15 protein-coding genes are annotated in these 16,336 nt (G+C 73.5%); 7 read left to right on the top strand and 8 right to left on the bottom strand.

Going from position 1 to position 16,336, the window contains the following annotated elements:
• Nucleotides 1–69: 69 nt before the first annotated feature.
• Nucleotides 70–2,247, bottom strand: a complete 2,178-nt coding sequence (locus OG594_RS21095; RefSeq protein ID WP_266601199.1) for a SpoIIE family protein phosphatase — start codon at nucleotides 2,245–2,247, stop codon at nucleotides 70–72.
• Between the two features lie 90 nt (nucleotides 2,248–2,337).
• Nucleotides 2,338–2,697 (bottom strand): MmcQ/YjbR family DNA-binding protein, encoded by a 360-nt coding sequence (locus tag OG594_RS21090; RefSeq protein WP_266601197.1) that lies wholly within the window; start codon nucleotides 2,695–2,697, stop codon nucleotides 2,338–2,340.
• Nucleotides 2,698–2,801: 104 nt separating this feature from the next.
• Here OG594_RS21090 and OG594_RS21085 point away from each other — a divergent pair, with 104 nt between their 5' ends.
• From OG594_RS21085 to OG594_RS21075, 3 genes are read left to right on the top strand one after another with little or no spacing between them, the layout of a single operon-like run.
• Nucleotides 2,802–4,922, top strand: coding sequence for a DUF4139 domain-containing protein (locus OG594_RS21085; protein WP_266601195.1), 2,121 nt, complete (start codon nucleotides 2,802–2,804; stop codon nucleotides 4,920–4,922).
• An 8-nt stretch (nucleotides 4,923–4,930) separates the two neighbouring features.
• Complete coding sequence (locus OG594_RS21080) at nucleotides 4,931–6,496, top strand: DUF4139 domain-containing protein (RefSeq protein WP_266601193.1); 1,566 nt, start codon at nucleotides 4,931–4,933, stop codon at nucleotides 6,494–6,496.
• 13 nt (nucleotides 6,497–6,509) lie between these two features.
• Complete coding sequence (locus OG594_RS21075) at nucleotides 6,510–6,992, top strand: hypothetical protein (protein ID WP_266601191.1); 483 nt, start codon at nucleotides 6,510–6,512, stop codon at nucleotides 6,990–6,992.
• A 6-nt stretch (nucleotides 6,993–6,998) separates the two neighbouring features.
• Here OG594_RS21075 and OG594_RS21070 read toward each other — a convergent pair whose 3' ends face one another.
• Nucleotides 6,999–7,667 (bottom strand): TetR/AcrR family transcriptional regulator, encoded by a 669-nt coding sequence (locus OG594_RS21070; protein ID WP_266601189.1) that lies wholly within the window; start codon nucleotides 7,665–7,667, stop codon nucleotides 6,999–7,001.
• A gap of 173 nt (nucleotides 7,668–7,840) precedes the next feature.
• Between OG594_RS21070 and OG594_RS21065 the strand changes: the two genes are divergently transcribed.
• Complete coding sequence (locus OG594_RS21065) at nucleotides 7,841–8,875, top strand: medium chain dehydrogenase/reductase family protein (protein WP_266601187.1); 1,035 nt, start codon at nucleotides 7,841–7,843, stop codon at nucleotides 8,873–8,875.
• Nucleotides 8,876–8,892: 17 nt separating this feature from the next.
• Here the strand turns inward: OG594_RS21065 and OG594_RS21060 are convergent, their stop codons facing one another.
• Nucleotides 8,893–10,395 (bottom strand): alpha/beta hydrolase, encoded by a 1,503-nt coding sequence (locus tag OG594_RS21060; RefSeq protein ID WP_266601185.1) that lies wholly within the window; start codon nucleotides 10,393–10,395, stop codon nucleotides 8,893–8,895.
• A gap of 319 nt (nucleotides 10,396–10,714) precedes the next feature.
• On the opposite strand from OG594_RS21060, the gene OG594_RS21055 reads away from it, so the two are divergent.
• The gene (locus OG594_RS21055) at nucleotides 10,715–11,803 is read left to right on the top strand and encodes a PI-PLC domain-containing protein (RefSeq protein ID WP_266601183.1); all 1,089 of its coding nucleotides are present in this window, start codon (nucleotides 10,715–10,717) and stop codon (nucleotides 11,801–11,803) included.
• A 73-nt stretch (nucleotides 11,804–11,876) separates the two neighbouring features.
• Here OG594_RS21055 and OG594_RS21050 read toward each other — a convergent pair whose 3' ends face one another.
• Both OG594_RS21050 and OG594_RS21045 read right to left on the bottom strand, forming a co-directional pair.
• Nucleotides 11,877–12,158, bottom strand: a complete 282-nt coding sequence (locus OG594_RS21050; RefSeq protein ID WP_266601181.1) for a WhiB family transcriptional regulator — start codon at nucleotides 12,156–12,158, stop codon at nucleotides 11,877–11,879.
• A gap of 47 nt (nucleotides 12,159–12,205) precedes the next feature.
• Complete coding sequence (locus OG594_RS21045; protein WP_266601179.1) at nucleotides 12,206–13,294, bottom strand: mechanosensitive ion channel family protein; 1,089 nt, start codon at nucleotides 13,292–13,294, stop codon at nucleotides 12,206–12,208.
• 136 nt (nucleotides 13,295–13,430) lie between these two features.
• On the opposite strand from OG594_RS21045, the gene OG594_RS21040 reads away from it, so the two are divergent.
• The gene (locus OG594_RS21040) at nucleotides 13,431–13,907 is read left to right on the top strand and encodes an ATP-binding protein (RefSeq protein WP_266601177.1); all 477 of its coding nucleotides are present in this window, start codon (nucleotides 13,431–13,433) and stop codon (nucleotides 13,905–13,907) included.
• 143 nt (nucleotides 13,908–14,050) lie between these two features.
• On the opposite strand, the gene OG594_RS21035 is transcribed toward OG594_RS21040, so the two are convergent.
• Nucleotides 14,051–14,977 (bottom strand): SigB/SigF/SigG family RNA polymerase sigma factor, encoded by a 927-nt coding sequence (locus OG594_RS21035; RefSeq protein WP_266601175.1) that lies wholly within the window; start codon nucleotides 14,975–14,977, stop codon nucleotides 14,051–14,053.
• A 179-nt stretch (nucleotides 14,978–15,156) separates the two neighbouring features.
• On the opposite strand from OG594_RS21035, the gene OG594_RS21030 reads away from it, so the two are divergent.
• On the top strand, nucleotides 15,157–15,543 hold the full coding sequence (locus OG594_RS21030; RefSeq protein WP_266601173.1) for a helix-turn-helix domain-containing protein: 387 nt from the start codon (nucleotides 15,157–15,159) through the stop codon (nucleotides 15,541–15,543).
• A 25-nt stretch (nucleotides 15,544–15,568) separates the two neighbouring features.
• On the opposite strand, the gene OG594_RS21025 is transcribed toward OG594_RS21030, so the two are convergent.
• A complete protein-coding gene (locus tag OG594_RS21025; protein ID WP_266601171.1) occupies nucleotides 15,569–16,330 on the bottom strand; it encodes a YqjF family protein in 762 nt (253 codons plus the stop codon).
• Nucleotides 16,331–16,336: the final 6 nt, after the last annotated feature.

Below are 16,336 nucleotides of genomic sequence, written 5' to 3'. Positions count from 1 at the left end.
CGCTGCCCCGGGCGGGCCCCGGGCGGGCCCCAGGCGGACCCCGGCGGCCCCCGACGTACCGGCGGCGGTTCAGATGCGGTGCGCAGCGGTGGAGGGGACCGGGCCCTCGGTGCGCAGCAGCAGGAGGGCGATGTCGTCGCGGCGGGGGCCGTCGCGGTGGGCGTGCTCGATGAGTTCGTCCGCCAGGTCGGCGAGCGGATGGTGCTCGGGGGCGTCGCCGATGAGGCCCGCGACCGCGCCGATGGCGTCCTCGATGTCCCGGCCGGGGGCCTCGACGAGTCCGTCGGTGTAGAGGGCGAGGAGGGTTCCGGGGCTGAAGGGAATCTCAACAGCGGTGTACGAGGCCCCGGGCTCGATGCCCAGGAGGAGTCCGGCCGGCAGGTTCACCATCTCGGTCGTCCCGCCGGGGTGGCGCAGCAGCGGCGGCGGGTGGCCGGCGGAGGCCAGGCGGACGGTGTGGCCGACGAGGTCGATGTGGGCGTACAGGCAGCTGGTGAACAGTCCGGGTTCGAGGTCGGTCAGGAGCCGGTTGGTGCGGGCGAGGACCTCTTCCGGGGGTGCGCCGGCGCCCGCGTGGACGGCGGTTCGGACCTGGCCCATGAGGGCGGCGGCATTCACGTTGTGGCCCTGAACGTCGCCGATGGCGGCGACGACGGTGGTGGCGTCGATGCGGATGAGGTCGTAGAAGTCGCCGCCGATGTCGAGGCCGTACGCGGCCGGGAGGTAGCGGGCGGCCACGTCGAGGCGGGGGACGCGGGGCAGGGTGTGGGGCAGGAGGCCGGTCTGCAGGCTGCGGGCCAGCTGGTGGGTGGCGTCGTAGAGGCGGGCGCGGTCGAGCGCCTGCGCGATGAGCCCGGCGATCGAGGTCAGGACGGCGCGCTCGCCGGGGGCGAAGACGCGGGGGTGCGCGTAGGCGAGGACGAGGGAGCCGATGGGGCGGTTGGAGGCGATCAGCGGCAGGAACGCCCAGGCGGCCATGCCCTCCTCGACCACCGCGTCGGGGTGGGCGGCCAGGAGCTCGCCCACGTCGCCGAAGAACAGCGGGGTGGAGGTGCGCAGGATGTGGGTGATGGCGGTGTCGGCCGAGACGGGGGTGCCGTCGAGCTCCGCCAGGTGTTCGGCGGAGTACCCGCGGTGACCGACGATCCGCACCCGCCCGTCCTGCTCGGCCAGCAGGGCCAGGGCGTGGGCTCCCAAGGAGGGAACGATCTGGTCCGCGGCCTTCTCCACGACGTCCTGCGCGTGGGCGGCCTCGGTGAGGGTGACGGCCAGCATCATGAGCGGGTAGAGCGCGGCGGCCCGGCTGGGTGCGGCCCGCTCGGGGTCCGCCGGGGCGAGGGGGGCCGATGAGCCGGCCCGATCGCCGACCGTGGTGATGCGGACGCTGATGCCGGTGTTGTCCGGGTAGAGCTCGAAGCACAGCTGCTGTCCGGTGGGACGTCCGGCGGTGAAGCTCCGGGGCAGCCGGCTCATCGCGGTGGCCCGGTAGTGGTTCTCGATGGCGGGGGTGTCCATCCAGGGAAGGGCCTCCCAGGGCAGGGCTCCGAGCAGGGCGGAAACGGGCGCGCCGAGCAGGTCGGCCGCCTCCTGGGTGATGAAGGTGATGGTGCCGTTCAGGTCGAGCGCGCAGTTGCCTCCGGGGAGGCGCCGGACGAAGGCCATGGTGGCCGCCGCCTCGGCCGGGCCCGGTGTGGGTGAGGGGAGCGGCCGCAGGATGACCGGATGCGGTGTCGGCCGCAGCGGCAGGCCGTCGCCGGCGGCGCGCAGCAGGATGCGCGTCAGGAGGCCGCGGACCGATTCCAGGGCCTTGCGTTCCCGCTCGTCGAGCTCGGGCCCGTGCGAGCCCGGCCACAGGAACACCAGGCCCGCCCCGGTGGGCTCGGTGGCCCTACCTGCGGCTTCCCCGGTCAGGGGGACGGCGGCGAGCGCGAAGTCGTACGGGAGGACGAGGCCGAGGCGCGGATAGCGGCGGGCCGTGTCCTCCTGGCCGCCGAGCCAGACGAGCCGGCCCTCACGGACCGCGTCGGCCACCGGAATGGGGTCGTCCAGGGCGACGCGAGACCAGGGTGCCGCGAACTCGCGGGAGAGCCCGGAGGCCAGTGTCAGGTGCAGTACGCGCCGGGTGGGGTCGGGGTCGGGCAGGTAGAGCATCCCGATGGACGCTCCCGCATCGGCACAGGCCCCGACCAGTGCCTCTCTCAGCGCACGCCGGTCGGCCTGCTGATCACGCCCGGGAACGTTTCGCACCTGACCATGGTCTCTCCATATCCCCCCTCCCGTCGGTACCCGCCCGTCCCGGCGAGCCCGTACGAGCCGTCTTCGGCCCCGCCCGGGCTCTCAGGCCGGTCCCGGGGGCCCGAGGTCGGGGTGGTCCTTGAGCAGGCCGGGAGGGGCGGCCTGGCGCCAGGAGTCGACGACGATGGCACGCAGCTCGTCGCTGTCGTCGAGGGCCACCAGGCGCGCCCGTACCCAGGCGAAGGACGCCTCGTGGTCCGCGACCCAGAACTTCTCGGGCTCGGCGCGGACGAGCTCGTCGCGTTCTTCCTTGGGGCAGCGGACGGCCAGCGACGTCTCGTCGTCGGGCAACGTCAGGAACATCTTTCCGGCGACCCGGAAGGTGGGCATGGCCCAGGCTTCCTTCTCGGTCGTCTCCGGGAGGGCGAGGGCGATTTCACGGACTTCGTCGGACGTGCACACACCCTGACCGTACGACAGGCCACTGACATCGGGTCTCGGCAGGTACCCGCGGACCGCTCGGGCGTAGGCTTCGATCGGCACGGACGCATCGGGGGGCGGGGTACATGACGGCGGAGACGGCACAGCGGTGGGTTTCGACCCTCGATTCGGTCGTGGTGTACGCGCAGGGCGCGGTCTGCCGCCGGCTGGTCCGGGGCAGCGTGCCGGCGGACGGACGGGTGCGCGTGACGGGGCTGCCCCGCTCGCTGGACCCTGGATCGCTGCGCGCGAGCGTGCTGGGCGCCCCCGGCGTGCGCGTGACCGAGGCCCGGGTGGAGGTCGAGGCCGAGCCGCGCACCACCGGCGCACCCGGTGCCTTGCGGCGCGAGGTCGAACGGCTGCGCGACGCGTACGCGGAGGCGCAGGGCCGCCGGGACCGGCAACGGGTGCTGATCGACGAGGTCAGGGCCCTGCGGCCGGTGCCCCCGGCCCCGGACCCCGAGGCCCCGCACCGCCGCACTCCGGTCGACGCGTGGCTGGAGCTCGCCGACTTCGCCGAGGAGCGGCTGAGGGGGCTGCACGCCCGCCTCGTCGAGTTGGAGGACGCGCTGCGCCTCGCCGGGCACGATCTCGGCGTCGCCGCGGACCGGCTCGCCCGCGCCTCCACCGACGCTCCGCAGGCGCACGTGGAGACCACGGTCTCCGCGCTCCTGACCCTCGACACCACGGGGGACGCGGAGGGCGCTGCCGGGGAGGTCGAGCTGGAGCTGGAGTACGGGGTTCCGGGAGCGGTCTGGGTGCCGGCGTACCGGCTCACGCACCGTCAGGGCGACGGCGACGGCCGGCTGGTGCTGCGCGCTTCGGTCGCCCAGCGCACCGGTGAGGACTGGACCGGTGTGCGCATCGCCCTGGCCACCGCCGACCTCCGGCGCCGCACCGACCTGCCGAAGCTCCGTTCGGTCCGGATCGGGCGGCGGCAGCCCGCCCCCGCGCCGTCCGGCTGGCGCGAGCCTCCGGCGGGTCTCGCCGACCTGTTCGCCGGCTACGAGGCGGCCGGCCGCCGCCGCCCGTCCCCGACCGTCGTGCCCCCGGCCGTCAGCGTCGGCTCCGCGGCAGGTCCCGTACCGCCGCCCCCTCCGCCGCCGCCCGCCCCGGCAGCCGCGGCCGCTCCCGCGCCGCAGGCGTACGGTGCGCTCCCGGTGCCCGGCGGCGCGTACGACGCCTCCCCGGACTTCGCCGGCGCGATGCCCGCCCTCGCCCAGCCGGTCCGCCCGCGGCCGGCCGGCAGGCCGCGGGGCGGCGGCGCCTTCGGCGGGGCACCCGCCCCCGCGGCTCCCGCGGCCCCCGGCCGGGCCGCTCCGCCGGCGCCCGCGCCCGCGCCGGCTCCGGTGCCGGAGCCGGTGGCCGGTCCGCCGCAACCGAGCGGCGCCGAGCTCGACTACGCCGCCCTCGTCCTGTGCGGACCCGACGAGCAGGGCGGTCGCAGGGGCCGGCTGTTCGCCGACTCCCGCGCCGACCCTGTGGCGGCCGAACACCGCCGCCGCGCCGAGGCGGTGGGCGGGCTGTCGCTGCCCGGACACGCCGTGCGGCCCCGGGAGTCGGCGGGTTCCTTCGACCACCGCTTCGACGCCGCCGCCCGCGCCGACGTTCCGTCGGACGGCACCTGGCACACCGTCACCGTCGGGGAGATCCCGGTCGGTCTGCGCACGGAATACGTCTGCGTGCCGTCCGTGGAGCAGACCGTGTACGCGACGCTGGTGCTCTCCAACGCCACCGACCAGGCGCTGCTGGCCGGCCCGGTGGAAGTCACCGTCGGTGAGGACTTCCTGCTGACCGCCGCCCTGCCCACGCTCGCCCCCGGTGGGGTCCGCCGGGTGGGGCTCGGACCCGCCGAGGGCGTCCGGGTCACCCGTCGTACGAACCTGCGCGAGTCGACCGCGGGCCTGCGCAACAACATCACGGTGCTCGACCACCAGGTCCACGTGGAACTGGCCAACCGGCTCGCCGGACCCGTCACCGTCGAGGTCCGCGAGCGGGTGCCCGTCACCTCCGATCCGGATGTCCGGATCGAGGAACGCGCCGGCTGGACGACGCCCGAGGACGGCGCCGGGCCGGAACAGCACGCCCCGGGCACCCGCGTCTGGCGGGTGGACCTGCCCGCCGGGGGGACCACCGCCCTCGACGGCGGCTACGAGATCCGCATCCCGGCCGGCAAGGCCCTGGTCGGCGGCAACCGCAGGAGCTGACACCCATCATGTCCACGGCCCCGAAGCCGATCGCCCTTCCCGTCACCGCCGTCACCTGCCTGGAGGACCGCGCCCACATCGAGCGCGCCGCCGTACTGGACCTGGAGGCGGGGGTCCAGCGGCTGCGGCTCGGTCCGGTCAGCGCGCTGGCCGTCGACCGCACCCTGCACGCCGAGCTGGCCGCCGAACACCGGGCCACCGTGCTCGACGTGCGGATCGTCCGCAGCTGGGAGCCGCGCGGACCGCTGCCGTCCGCCGACGAGGACTCCGCCCTGCGCCACCGCGTGCACGTCCTCGAAGAGGAGCAGATCGCCCTGGGACAGCAGCGCGACCGGCTGCTCGCCCGGCTCGACGTGCTCGGCCGCCTCGCCGCCGATCTCCTGCGGGAGATCGGCGAGGGCGCCGGCTCCGGGGAGAGCGACGGGCCCCGCTGGGCCCGCGAGATGGACCGGGTGGACGGCGAGCGCGATGCGTACGGCGAGCGGTTGCGCTCCGTGGACGCCCGGTTGGCCGCCCTCGCCGTCGAGCTCGGGGAGACCCGGCAGGCCATGGACCGTGCCGAGACCGAGCCCGCCGAGCTGGTCGGTCACATCGAGCTGACCGTGGACAGCGCGGCCGCCGGTCCGGTCCGGCTGCGACTGGGCCACCTCACCCCGTGCGCACTGTGGCGGCCCGCCTACCGGGCCGTCCTGGACGGGGACTCGCTGACGCTGGAGACCGACGCCATCGTCTGGCAGCACACCGGCGAGGACTGGTCCGACGTACGGCTGACCCTGTCGACGGCCCGGTCGGCGCTGGCCACCGAGCCGCCGCGACTGGGCGAGGACCGTCTCACGCTGGGTGACCGCACGGCGGCGGAGCGCCGCACGGTCGACGTCGAACTGCGCGAGGAGGAGATCGGGGACCTCGGTCCGGCGGCCCCGGTGCTCGGCCTGCCCGGGGTGGACGACGGGGGCGAGGCGCGGGTGCTGCACTCTCCCGTACCGGTCTCCGTACGCGCGGACGGCCGCGCCCACCGGGTGCCGCTCTCCGCCTTCAGCACGGCCGCGAGCAGTGAGTACGCCTGCTCCCCCGAGCTGTCTCCGCTGGTCACCCGGGTGGTGTCCTTCGACAACCGGTCCGGTCACGCGCTGCTGGCCGGTCCCGTGGACCTGGTCCGCGGCAGCGGGTTCAGCGGACGCGGCACGCTGGACTTCACCGCCCCGGGCGCCCCGGTCGAGCTCGCCTTCGGCAGCTGCGACGACCACCGGGTGGTCCGGTACGCCGAGGAGTCCCGCGACTCGGCCGGATTCACCCAGCGGACGGTGGTCACCCGCACGGTCCGACTGCACCTGTCCCGGTTCTCCGCCCCCGGGGACCACGGCGAACGCGTGGTCGTCGTCCGGGAGCGGATCCCGGTCTCCGAGGTGTCGGCGGTGGACGTGCGCCTGCGCAAGGAGGCCTGCTCGCCGGCGCCGGACTCGGTCGATCCCGAGGGCATCGCCCGCTGGGACGTCCCGCTCGCGCCGGGCGGCCGGCGGACGGTCACCCTGGTCTACGAGCTGTCGGCGAGCGCCAAGGTCACCGGGCTGTGAGCGGGACCGGCCGGTGACCGACGGCCACCGGCAGTCCCTCTGGACGCTGCTGCGGGAGCTCGACGCCTCCGGGGACGCGGAGTTCCCGCGCGACTTCGACCGGACCGCCACCCGCGAACGGTTCGGCGAACTCGTCGCCCGCATCGACGCCGAGTTCGGCCGCTCGTGCCTGGACGAACAGGACGTCCAGGAGGCCGCCTACCACGGCCGGATCATCGTCCCGGTGGCGGCGACGGCCAGCGCCGACTTCATCACCGTCCTGGTGAGCAACTTCGGCGACCTCGCCCTCATCACGCTCGGCAACCCGGACAGCTACGACGAGGAGGAGACCGAGTACCTCCTGGACGCCACCGATCTGGGCCGTATCGCCGGCATCCTCGACGGGCTCGGCTACCGCACCGTTCCCGAGCACCTGCTGTGGGCGGACTACGACGGCGTGCTGGACCTCCGCTCCCACGCGACGTGTTGGCTCGACCGGTTCTTCTTCTGGACCTGACGCCGATCAGGGCGTCGGGAGGCGGTCGACCTCGGCGGCGAAGAGCAGGGCCGGGTCGAGGCCCATGCCGGTGAAGTGGCCCGCCAGCTCCAGGGACAGCACGCCGTGCAGACGGCTCCAGAAGGTCAGGGCCAGGTGCAGCGCCGACGGCGGGGCGTCCGGGTGGCTGCCCGCCCATGCGCGGTGCGCGGCCAGGTGCTCCTCGACGGCGTGCGGCTCCGCATCCGGGGTCGCGGTCGGTACGGCGGCGGCGCAGGCGTCCAGCAGGACCGACATCAGTTCCGAGGCGATCACGGTGACGTCCGGCGGCGCGTGGTAGCCGGGCACCGGAGTGCCGTAGACGAGGAAGTAGCGGTGCGGGTCCGCGAGGGCCCAGGTGCGCAGTACCTGCGCCAGCCCGGCGAGGCCCGGCCGGCCCGCTCCCCCGCCGTCGGCGGCGACGAAGGCGTCGGCGAGGCTGCGGTAGGCGTCGCGGATGAGTTCGGTGATCAGCTCGTCGCGGTTGGCGAAGTACCGGTACAGCGCCGGTCCGCTCATGCCCATCTGCTTGGCGATCGCATTGAGGGAGAGCGCCGAGGCGCCGGAACCGGCGATCTGCTGCCAGGCCTTCTCCTTGACCTCCTCGCGCACTTGCTGCCGGTACCGCTCCCGGGGGGTCTTCGTGCTGCCCGTCATGCCCGCCGCCTCTCACCGCTCGCCCTTCACCACCAGATGAGTTAGAGGCTATCACCATCGGCATAGCCACTCTCGATCGGACGAGCCACTCCCTTGACATCGACGAGATAGCCGATCACTCTTGTTACAGCTTCTAACGAACACGAGAAGCAGGAACTCAACCGGAGGTCATCATGACGAACACCGTCGAGCGGGTCGAGATCGTTCTGCCGGGCAAGGTCGAACCGGAGGGGCTGCAGCTCCACCGCGGCCCCGTCCCGGTGCCGACGGCCGGCCAGGTGGTCGTCGCCATGGAGGCGACGGGCGTGTCCTTCGCCGAGCAGCAGATGCGGCGGGGCCGGTACTACGACCAGCCTCCGTTCCCCTTCGTCCCCGGGTACGACCTGGTCGGCACGGTGCTGGCGGTGGGTGAGGGCGTCGGCTCGACGCTGCTCGGCAAGCGGGTCGCCGCCCTGACCAAGACCGGGGGCTGGGCGAGCCACGTCGCGCTCACCGCCGCCGACGTGGTGGAGGTACCCGACGGCGTCAGCCCGGTGAACGCGGAGACCGCGGTCGTCAACGGCATCACCGCCTGGCAGATGCTCCACCGCAAGGCCCGGGTGCGCGCCGGCCAGACCGTCCTGGTCCACGGCGCCAACGGCGGGGTCGGCTCGATCCTGGTCCAGCTGGCGCTGGCCGCGGGCGCCCACGTGATCGGCACTGCCTCCACCCGCCACCACGAAGCACTGCGCGCCCTCGGGGTGACCCCGATCGACTACCGCTCGGGCAACGTCCCCGCACGGGTACGGGCCCTCGCGCCCGGCGGAGTGGACGCGGTGTTCGACCACGTGGGCGGCGACGGCATCGTCGAGTCCTGGCGGCTCCTGGCCCCCGGCGGCACGCTCGTCTCCTACGGCAGCGCCGCCACCCGCGACGACGAGGGCTCCGGCGCGTGGCCGGTGCTCAAATTGCTCGGCCGGGTGTGGGTGTGGAACGCGCTGCCGGGCGGCCGCCGCGCGTACTTCTTCAACGTGTGGGCCGGGCGCGCCTACGCGAAGGAACGCTTCCGGGCACGTCTGCGCGCCGACCTCACCCAGGTGTTCACGGCCCTCCAGCACGGCGAGATCACCGCCAAGGTCGCGGCCGAGATCCCGCTGGCCCGCGCCGCCGAGGCGATGCGCCTCGCCGAGTCCGGCACGGTCGCCGGGAAGGTCGTCCTCGTCCCGTGACCCGGCCGCCGGACGCTTCAGGAGAAGGGCAGCCGGTCCGGTTGGCAGGTCGTGCCGGGCGGCGGGAGCGTGCCGTCGATGAAGTAGCGGCTCTCGTAGGTGTTGATGCAGGTGCTGTTGTTGTTGAAGAGTGCGGTGTGGCCGAACCCGTTGTTCGTGAGCAGCCGGGCGTCGGCCAGCTCCTCGGCCATGGCCTGGGCGTCCGAGTGGGGCGTCGAGGGGTCGTACGTGGTGCCGATCACCAGGACGGGGTTGGCCGTGGGGTTGTTCCAGGGGCCTTCGTACCGGTTGGCGGCCCGGGCCGGCCAGGTGGCGCACGGCTCGCCAGACCAGGTCCAGTAGCGTCCGGCGTCGCCGGCCCGCTTGGCGCTGTCCTCCTCCAGACCGTGGTAGACGGCCGGGTCGCGCGGGTTGGGGCTGTCGCCGCACCACACGGCTCCCGCCTGTTCCTCACCCAGGTACGGATTCGGGTTCGCGACCGGGGGCGGGGGCGGGTACTGGGCCGGCTTCGGGGCGCGGCCCTGCCAGAGCTCCTGGAGGCGGGAGGCGAGATCGGTCCAGCCGGGGCGGACGATGTAGAGGCTGCTGACCGCGTCGGCAACGGTGGTGGCGTACGTCCACGGGCCCACCGGGTGCTCGCGCAAGCGCCCCATCAGCTGGTCGAACTTGTCACGGGTGGCTTGCGGGCTGCCGGCCGAGAAGGCGCAGTGGGCGGTGGTGGCCGATCCGCAGAGGTCGAGGAACTTGTTCAGGGTCGCCGCCGCGGTGCGGTCGGAGCCCATGCGCAGGAGGGTCGTGGTCCGCGGTTCGCTCGTCGAGGCGTTGTTCGTCCAGGCCAGCGGGTCGATGTTGCTGTCGAGGACCATGGCGCGGACCTTGTCGGGGAACAGGTTGGCGTAGGTGGCGCCGAGGATCGTGCCGTAGGAGACGCCGAGGTAGTTGAGCTGCGGCTCCCCCACGGCCCGGCGGAGCAGGTCGAGGTCCTGGGCGGTGTCGGTGGTCGACACGTGGCGCAGGAGGTCGGGGTCGCGCTTCTCGCAGCGGCGGCCCAGGTCCTCGTACGCGTCGATCCAGGTCGTGCGCTCCTTCTCGCCCACCGGGAAGCCGCTGGGCTTGGACGCACCCCAGGTCCGGGCCTCTTCGGGGCTGTCGAAGCAGTTCACCGCGGTGCTGTTGCCGATGCCCCTGGGGTCCCAGCTGACGATGTCGAACCGCTCGCGCAGGTCCTTCGGGAAGGAGTCGTAGTTCTGCGGCACCTGCACCGTCCCGGGGCCGCCGGGGCCACCGGGGTTGACGAACAGCGTGCCCAGGCGTTTCGCGGGGTCGCCCGCCGTGCGGCGGATGACGGCCAGGTCGATCGTGCGGCCGGCGGGGGCCGCGTGGTCCAGCGGCACCCGGGCGGTCGCGCAGTCGTACGGGCTGCCGGGTTTGCAGGGGCTCCAGTCCAGCCGGGGGACGGTCGGCGAGGGCGAGGGCGAAGACTCCGCGCGGGCCGCGGCGAGGTCCGGGGCGATGAGCATCGAGGAGCAGACCGCCGCGACGGCGAGCGCTGCCGCGCACCGGCGGCGACCGGACGTCGGGCGGGGTGCGGGTCGAGATACAGGTGCAGGTGCAGGTGCAGGTGCTGGTGAGGCTCCAGGTCCGGGCATGGTCCGCCCTCCTCCGGCACGTCGGGGGCGTGGTGCGGCAGCCGGTGCCCGCGCACCGGCACGCGCCGCTTGCTCATGGTTCAACCAAACCCCCTTTCGCCGACGCGCGCGAGCCGGGGTGCCGGCCGGAGCACGGCCGCGGTCGTCCGCAGGGGGGCGGATCCACGGCCCGCGCGCTATCCTCCGCGCCATGTTGATTGACATGGACATGCGCTTACGGGTGCGGTCGCGCGCCCTGGTGTGCCTCCTCCTGCTGGCCCTCCTGGGCACGGTGACCACAGCGGCCGCCGCACCCCGGACCGCGGCCCCGGCTCCCGCCACGGCCACGACCTCGACCACGACCACGGCCGCGAAGGCCCCGCCGGCCACCGCGAGCAGCGCCGCCGCGGCGGCGGCCCGCTGGGGCGACCGGCGGCTCGACGAGGTCGCCTTCCTGACCACCCACAACGCCTTCACCAACTACGAGGACTCCCGCTGGAGCTCGGTGAACCAGTCCGAGTCGGTGCGCGCCCAGCTCGACAACGGCGTGCGCGGTCTGAGCTTGGACACGCACTGGTACGAACGCAGCACCTGGCTGTGCATCATCAGCTTCGGCAGCGACTGCTACCCCAGCGACGTGTACCTGTGCCACGGCGACTGCAAGACCTTCGCCGGAGCCACGTACGCCCTGCCGCGGCAGACCTTCCACGGCACGATGCAGACCGTGGTGGACTTCCTCGCCGCCCATCCGCAGGAGGTCGTGACCGTCTTCCTGGAGGACTACGTCGGCGCCGATCAGCTGGCGGCGTCCCTCGGCCGGGTCAGCGGACTGCAGGACCTGGTGTTCCGGCCCGACCAGTGGGGCGTACGGCAGCACGGCTGGCCCAAGGTGGCCGACCTCGTCGCCTCCGGCAAGCGGTTGCTGATCTTCTCCGACCGCTCCGACCGGGAACACCTGGGCGTCATGTACGACAAGTCCTGGACCGTGAGCAACTTCTGGAGCCTCGGGGACCTGGGCAACGACCTCTCGTGCGTCAGCCGCTGGTCGGACGTGCCGCTCGACCGCCAGGAGCCCGGATTCCGGCGCCTGTTCACGATGAGCCACCACCGCAACGTGCCCACCGTCCTCACGGCGGCCCTGGACAACGGCGCCAAGCTGCGGGACCGGATCGCCCAGCAGTGCCGGTCGGCCACCGGGGGCCGCGACCCGAACTACGTCTCCGTCGACTTCCACCGCCTGTCGGACGGGAGCGGCCACACGCCCGCCTCGATCGTCGCGGAACTGGGCGCGCGCCGCTGAGTGTGCCCGTCGGCCTGCCGGCCGGGTGCCGGATGGATCGCCGCGTACGGCGCGGCACGGCGCACCCGGTCGGTCAGCCCGCCTTGCGCGCGCCCAGCGCCCGTCGCTCGTCCTCGGTCAGTCCGCCCCACACCCCGTACGGCTCCTGCACGCGCAGCGCGTGGCCCAGGCATTCCGCGCGCACCGGGCACAGCGCGCAGACCTCCTTGGCCTCCTGCTCCCGCACGGAGCGCTCCTCACCGCGCTCCCCCGCCGGATGGAAGAACCGGTCCGTACCGAGCTCCCGGCACGCCGCGTCCTCCTGCCACTCCCACAGGTGCTCCGCACGGCCCGGCAGGCGCGCCACCTTCGACATGTCCCGGCTCCTCTCCTCCGCCTTGCTGATATCTTTCGACTCCTTGCTCACGCGTCTGACCCGGGTGCCCGTTTCGAAACGCCGTCCTCGTACGTCGACGGGACGGCGGCCGCGGACGTGGAGACCCGCGGCAGGGCGTACGGGTGCTTCTCGGCCAGCCAGGCGACGAGCTGTTCGCGCACCGCACAGCGGGCGGTCCACAGGTCGTCCGCGTCCTTCGCAGTGACGATCGCCCGCACCACGATGGCGCTGGGCGTCGTGTCGGTGACCGCCAGGTCCCAGCCCCGGCCGTCCCACGCCTCGCAGCCCTCCAGGACCTCCTGGAGCTTCTCGCGCATCAGCGCGACGGGGGCGGTGTGGTCGCAGTGCAGGAAGACCGTGCCGGTCATCTGGACCCCGCCGCGCGACCAGTTCTCGAAGGGGCGCCCGGTGAAGTACGAGACGGGCATGGTGATCCGGCGTTCGTCCCAGGTGCGCACGGCCAGGAAGGTGAGCGTGATCTCCTCGACCACTCCCCACTCGCCGGCCACCACGACCGTGTCGCCGATCCGCACCATGTCGCCGAAGGCGATCTGGAATCCGGCGAAGAGGTTGCCGAGGGTGGACTGGGCGGCCACGCCCGCGACGATGCCGATGATCCCGGCCGAGGCCAGGAGCGAGGTCCCGACGGCGCGGAGGTCGGGGAAGGTCAGCAGCATGGCGGCCGCGGCCACCACGGCGACCACGGCGGTGACGATCCTCATGATCAGCGTCACCTGGGTACGGACCCTGCGCACGCGTGACGGGTCGCGGGTGCCGAGCGCGTAGCGGGCGTAGGAGGACTCGACCACGGCGGAGGTGACGAGGACGACGCACCACGCGCTCGCCCCGATGAGTACCAGGGTCAGGACCCTGCCCACGGCCGCCTCGTGCTCCTGGAGCGGCTCCCACGCGATCTGCCGGTACACGGCGCGCAGCACCGCGGCGAACAGCAGCACCCTTACCGAGGTACGGCAGCGGCGCAGCATGTTCCAGAGCGGTGTTTCGGGGTGTCGGGCATCTGCGCGCCGCAGCAGCAGGTCGGTGACCCTGCCCGCGGCGAAGGTGAGCAGGATCGAGCCGCCCATGACGGCCAGTACGTGCACGAGGCTGTTCATGACTCCTCTGGATGGGTCTGGGGGACGGGTCCCGTCGCGCGTGCCCGGCCCCTGCCCCGGACAAACGGGGCGTCCGTTCCGTAAAGGCGGGTACAAGCGACCACGACACGACAGCCGAGGACGAGGTGAGTGCGCAGTGCAGACCATCGGACCGGACACCGGCGGGCCCGTACCGGACGCGCGGGGGCCGGCCTTCCCCCAGCTCCGCCGGCTCGCCCTGCGCGACGCCTTCCGGCAGGTGGCGCGTGGCCGCCAGTTCACCCGCGAGGCGCTGGAGGACTGGGGGTGGGACGGTCAGGAGGCCGCCGAGGACGCGGTCCTGGTCGTGTCCGAACTGGTCACCAACGCCAAGCTGCACGCCGGCGGCTGCCACGAGCTCATGCTCCGCGCCGGGAACGCGTTCCGCGTCGAGGTGTACGACGGGTACGGAGAGCTCCCGCGACCGCTGCCCGCCTTGCGTCCGGGGCGTCCGGGCCGACCGGGCGGGCACGGTCTGCGCCTGGTGCACCTGCTCGCCGACCGCTGGGGCGTCCAGGCGATCGGGCACGGCAAGGTCGTCTGGGCCGAGTTCGACGCCGAGCGCCTGCGGACGGGCCGACGCGGGCACGGCTGAACCCGCCGGGCCGGCCCGGCGGGTTCAGCCGTGCCCGGGGACGTTCCGGTCCGGGCGTTGGGACGTTCCGGTCCGGGCGTTGGGACGTTCCGGTCCGGGCGTTGGGACGTTCCGGTCCGGGCGTTGCGGGTCAGCGTTGCGGGTCAGGCGTGCAGCAGCTCCTCGCGCAGGGAGCCCAGCGTGCGGGTGAGCAGGCGGGAGACCTGCATCTGGGAGAGGCCGATCTCCGCGCCGATCTCCGCCTGGGTCATCTCCTGGCCGAAGCGCAGCTCCAGGATCTGGATGGAGCGCTCGTCCAGGTCGGCGAGCAGGGGCGCGAGGGCGTGCCGGTCCTCGACCGCCTCCAGGGCGGGGTCGATGTCGCCCATGGTCTCGGCGAGGCTGCGCGCGGTCCGTGCGGCGGCGGACACCTGGGTACCGCCGGCGGCGCCGTCCTGGGGCACGTCGAGGGACTGCGTGGAGTAGCCGTTGGCCGCGACCAGGCCCTGGCGGACCTCGTCCTCGGTGAGGTCCAGCCGCTCGGCGAGTTCCGAGGGGGTGGGCGCGTGGTCCGTCTCGGCGGTCAGCTCCTCGGTGGCCTTCGCGAGCTCCAGGCGCAGCTCCTGGAGGCGGCGCGGCACCCGCACGGCCCAGGTGGTGTCCCGGAAGTGGCGCTTGATCTCGCCCGTGATGTAGGGCAGGGCGAGCGTGGTGAGCTGGGTGTTGCGCTCGGGGTCGTAGCGGTCGATCGCCTTGATCAGTCCGATGATGCCGACCTGGACGATGTCCTCGGTCTCGGGGCCGCCGGGGCGGTCGCGGAACGGGCGGGCGGCGAACTGAACCAGTGAGATGTTCATCTCGATCAGCGTGTTGCGCACGTACTGGTACTCGCGGGTCCCCTCTTCGAGGCTCTGCAGCCGTTCGAAGAAGATACGGGTCAGCTCCCGGGCGTCGCGGGTCGACAGTTCCCGTGGGCAAGGGACGTCCGGCAGCCCGCCCAGTGCGGGGGCTTCGCCGGTGCCACCGCTGGGGGTGGCCGTCGTCGGGATCGTCGTCGGGGTCATGGCCTCGGCCGTGGCCGTGAAGGTCATCGTCTTCGCTCCTTGGGCACGTGTGCTTGCGGTGCGGTGCGTCGCTCGATTGCTCTGGTCATGCGGAACTCTGCTTCCGCTTCCCCTGCACCCTGTCGGGGCCGGGGACGCACGTCAAGTAATACCGGAAAACCAGTTCTGGAATTGCATTTCGTGAGTCATCCCTCAAGAATGACGATGTGGAGAGCGAGCGCACGGGTCACCGCCGTAACGGCTGGACCTTCCTGACGAACCACGCCCGGGTGCTGATCGCCATCGCACGCGACCCTGGCATCCGGCTGCGCGACATAGCGGTGGAATGCGGTCTGACCGAGCGCACCGTGCAGGCGATCGTCACGGACCTACAGGCGGACGGGTACCTCAACAAGACCCGGGACGGGCGGCGCAACCGCTACGTCGTCGCCCCCGGCGCCCGCTTCCGCCATCCGGCGGAGGCCGGCCACGAGATCGCCGGCCTGCTGGCCTACCTCGCCGGCCCGCTGAGCACGCAGTCCGCCGAGGTGGAGCAGTCCGCCGAGGTGGCGAACGACACACCCGGCCACGGCGAGCCCCGCACGACCGTGTAGCCCCCCGGCGGACGCCGTACCCGCGTCAGGAACGGCCCAGGGACGGCCGCCCGAACCGTACCGGGACCCCCGGCGAGTAGAGCACGCTCACGGGCGGCCCGGCCGGGGCCGGCAGGCCCGCCGCGACCACCAGGTCCTCGTCGCAGTCGAGGAGCTCCGCGCGGTGCAGCGGCCAGCGCGGATGCGCGTTCGGTACGTACAGCGGCCGACCGAAGAGCTCCGCGTGCATGCCCCAGCGGGCGGTCAGGAAGTGCTCCAGGGCGGTCGGCTCCGCGATGCGCCCGCCCACGCGTACGGCGATCCGGCTGTGCGCGCCGCGCGGGCCGGGCAGGCGTCGACCACTGGTGTACGTGATCGTGTCGCCGTCATGACGGACCGCCATCCGGGACCAGACGTACGGCAGTCGGAACGCGGCCCGGCCCACGGCCACCGGGATCAGCCGGGAGGCGTCCAGCGAGCGGAAGACGACGCCCCGGCGGCCCCGGGCGTCGACCGAGTAGAGGCGGACGTTGGTCTCGGGGAAGGAACCCAGGTAGGGGACGCCGGGAAGGCGGAACCAGCCGACCTCGTGCATGCGGAAGGCCACCAGGCCGACGTAGGTGACCCCGTCCAGGGTGTCCGGCACCGTGCCGGCCGGCAGCAGCGGGGCGACCCGGGCCGGGTCGACGGCCCAGTGCAGGAACGCCAGGTCGAGCCAGGACTGGGTGAGCAGGGGGCGGTCCACCGGGTGCGGCGGGTCGGCCGTTATCGGCTCCGGAACCACGGCGGGCGGCGGCGTCTGACGCATTCAGCC

Origin of the sequence: Streptomyces sp. NBC_01214 (assembly GCF_026340975.1) — a bacterium.
In the GTDB taxonomy this organism is placed as follows: domain Bacteria; phylum Actinomycetota; class Actinomycetes; order Streptomycetales; family Streptomycetaceae; genus Streptomyces.
Note: the sequence above shows the minus strand (reverse complement) of the source record. Positions and strands in the feature narration are given on the sequence as shown.

Excerpts from the sequence above, each read along its gene's own strand:
- OG594_RS21085 (WP_266601195.1), top strand. The coding sequence starts at position 2,802 with ATGACGGCGGAGACGGCACAGCGGTGGGTTTCGACCCTCGATTCGGTC.
- OG594_RS21080 (WP_266601193.1), top strand. The coding sequence starts at position 4,931 with ATGTCCACGGCCCCGAAGCCGATCGCCCTTCCCGTCACCGCCGTCACC.
- OG594_RS21070 (WP_266601189.1), bottom strand. The coding sequence starts at position 7,667 with ATGACGGGCAGCACGAAGACCCCCCGGGAGCGGTACCGGCAGCAAGTG.
- OG594_RS21065 (WP_266601187.1), top strand. The coding sequence starts at position 7,841 with ATGACGAACACCGTCGAGCGGGTCGAGATCGTTCTGCCGGGCAAGGTC.
- OG594_RS21060 (WP_266601185.1), bottom strand. The coding sequence starts at position 10,395 with ATGCTCATCGCCCCGGACCTCGCCGCGGCCCGCGCGGAGTCTTCGCCC.
- OG594_RS21055 (WP_266601183.1), top strand. The coding sequence starts at position 10,715 with ATGTTGATTGACATGGACATGCGCTTACGGGTGCGGTCGCGCGCCCTG.
- OG594_RS21050 (WP_266601181.1), bottom strand. The coding sequence starts at position 12,158 with ATGTCGAAGGTGGCGCGCCTGCCGGGCCGTGCGGAGCACCTGTGGGAG.
- OG594_RS21045 (WP_266601179.1), bottom strand. The coding sequence starts at position 13,294 with ATGAACAGCCTCGTGCACGTACTGGCCGTCATGGGCGGCTCGATCCTG.
- OG594_RS21035 (WP_266601175.1), bottom strand. The coding sequence starts at position 14,977 with ATGACCTTCACGGCCACGGCCGAGGCCATGACCCCGACGACGATCCCG.
- OG594_RS21025 (WP_266601171.1), bottom strand. The coding sequence starts at position 16,330 with ATGCGTCAGACGCCGCCGCCCGCCGTGGTTCCGGAGCCGATAACGGCC.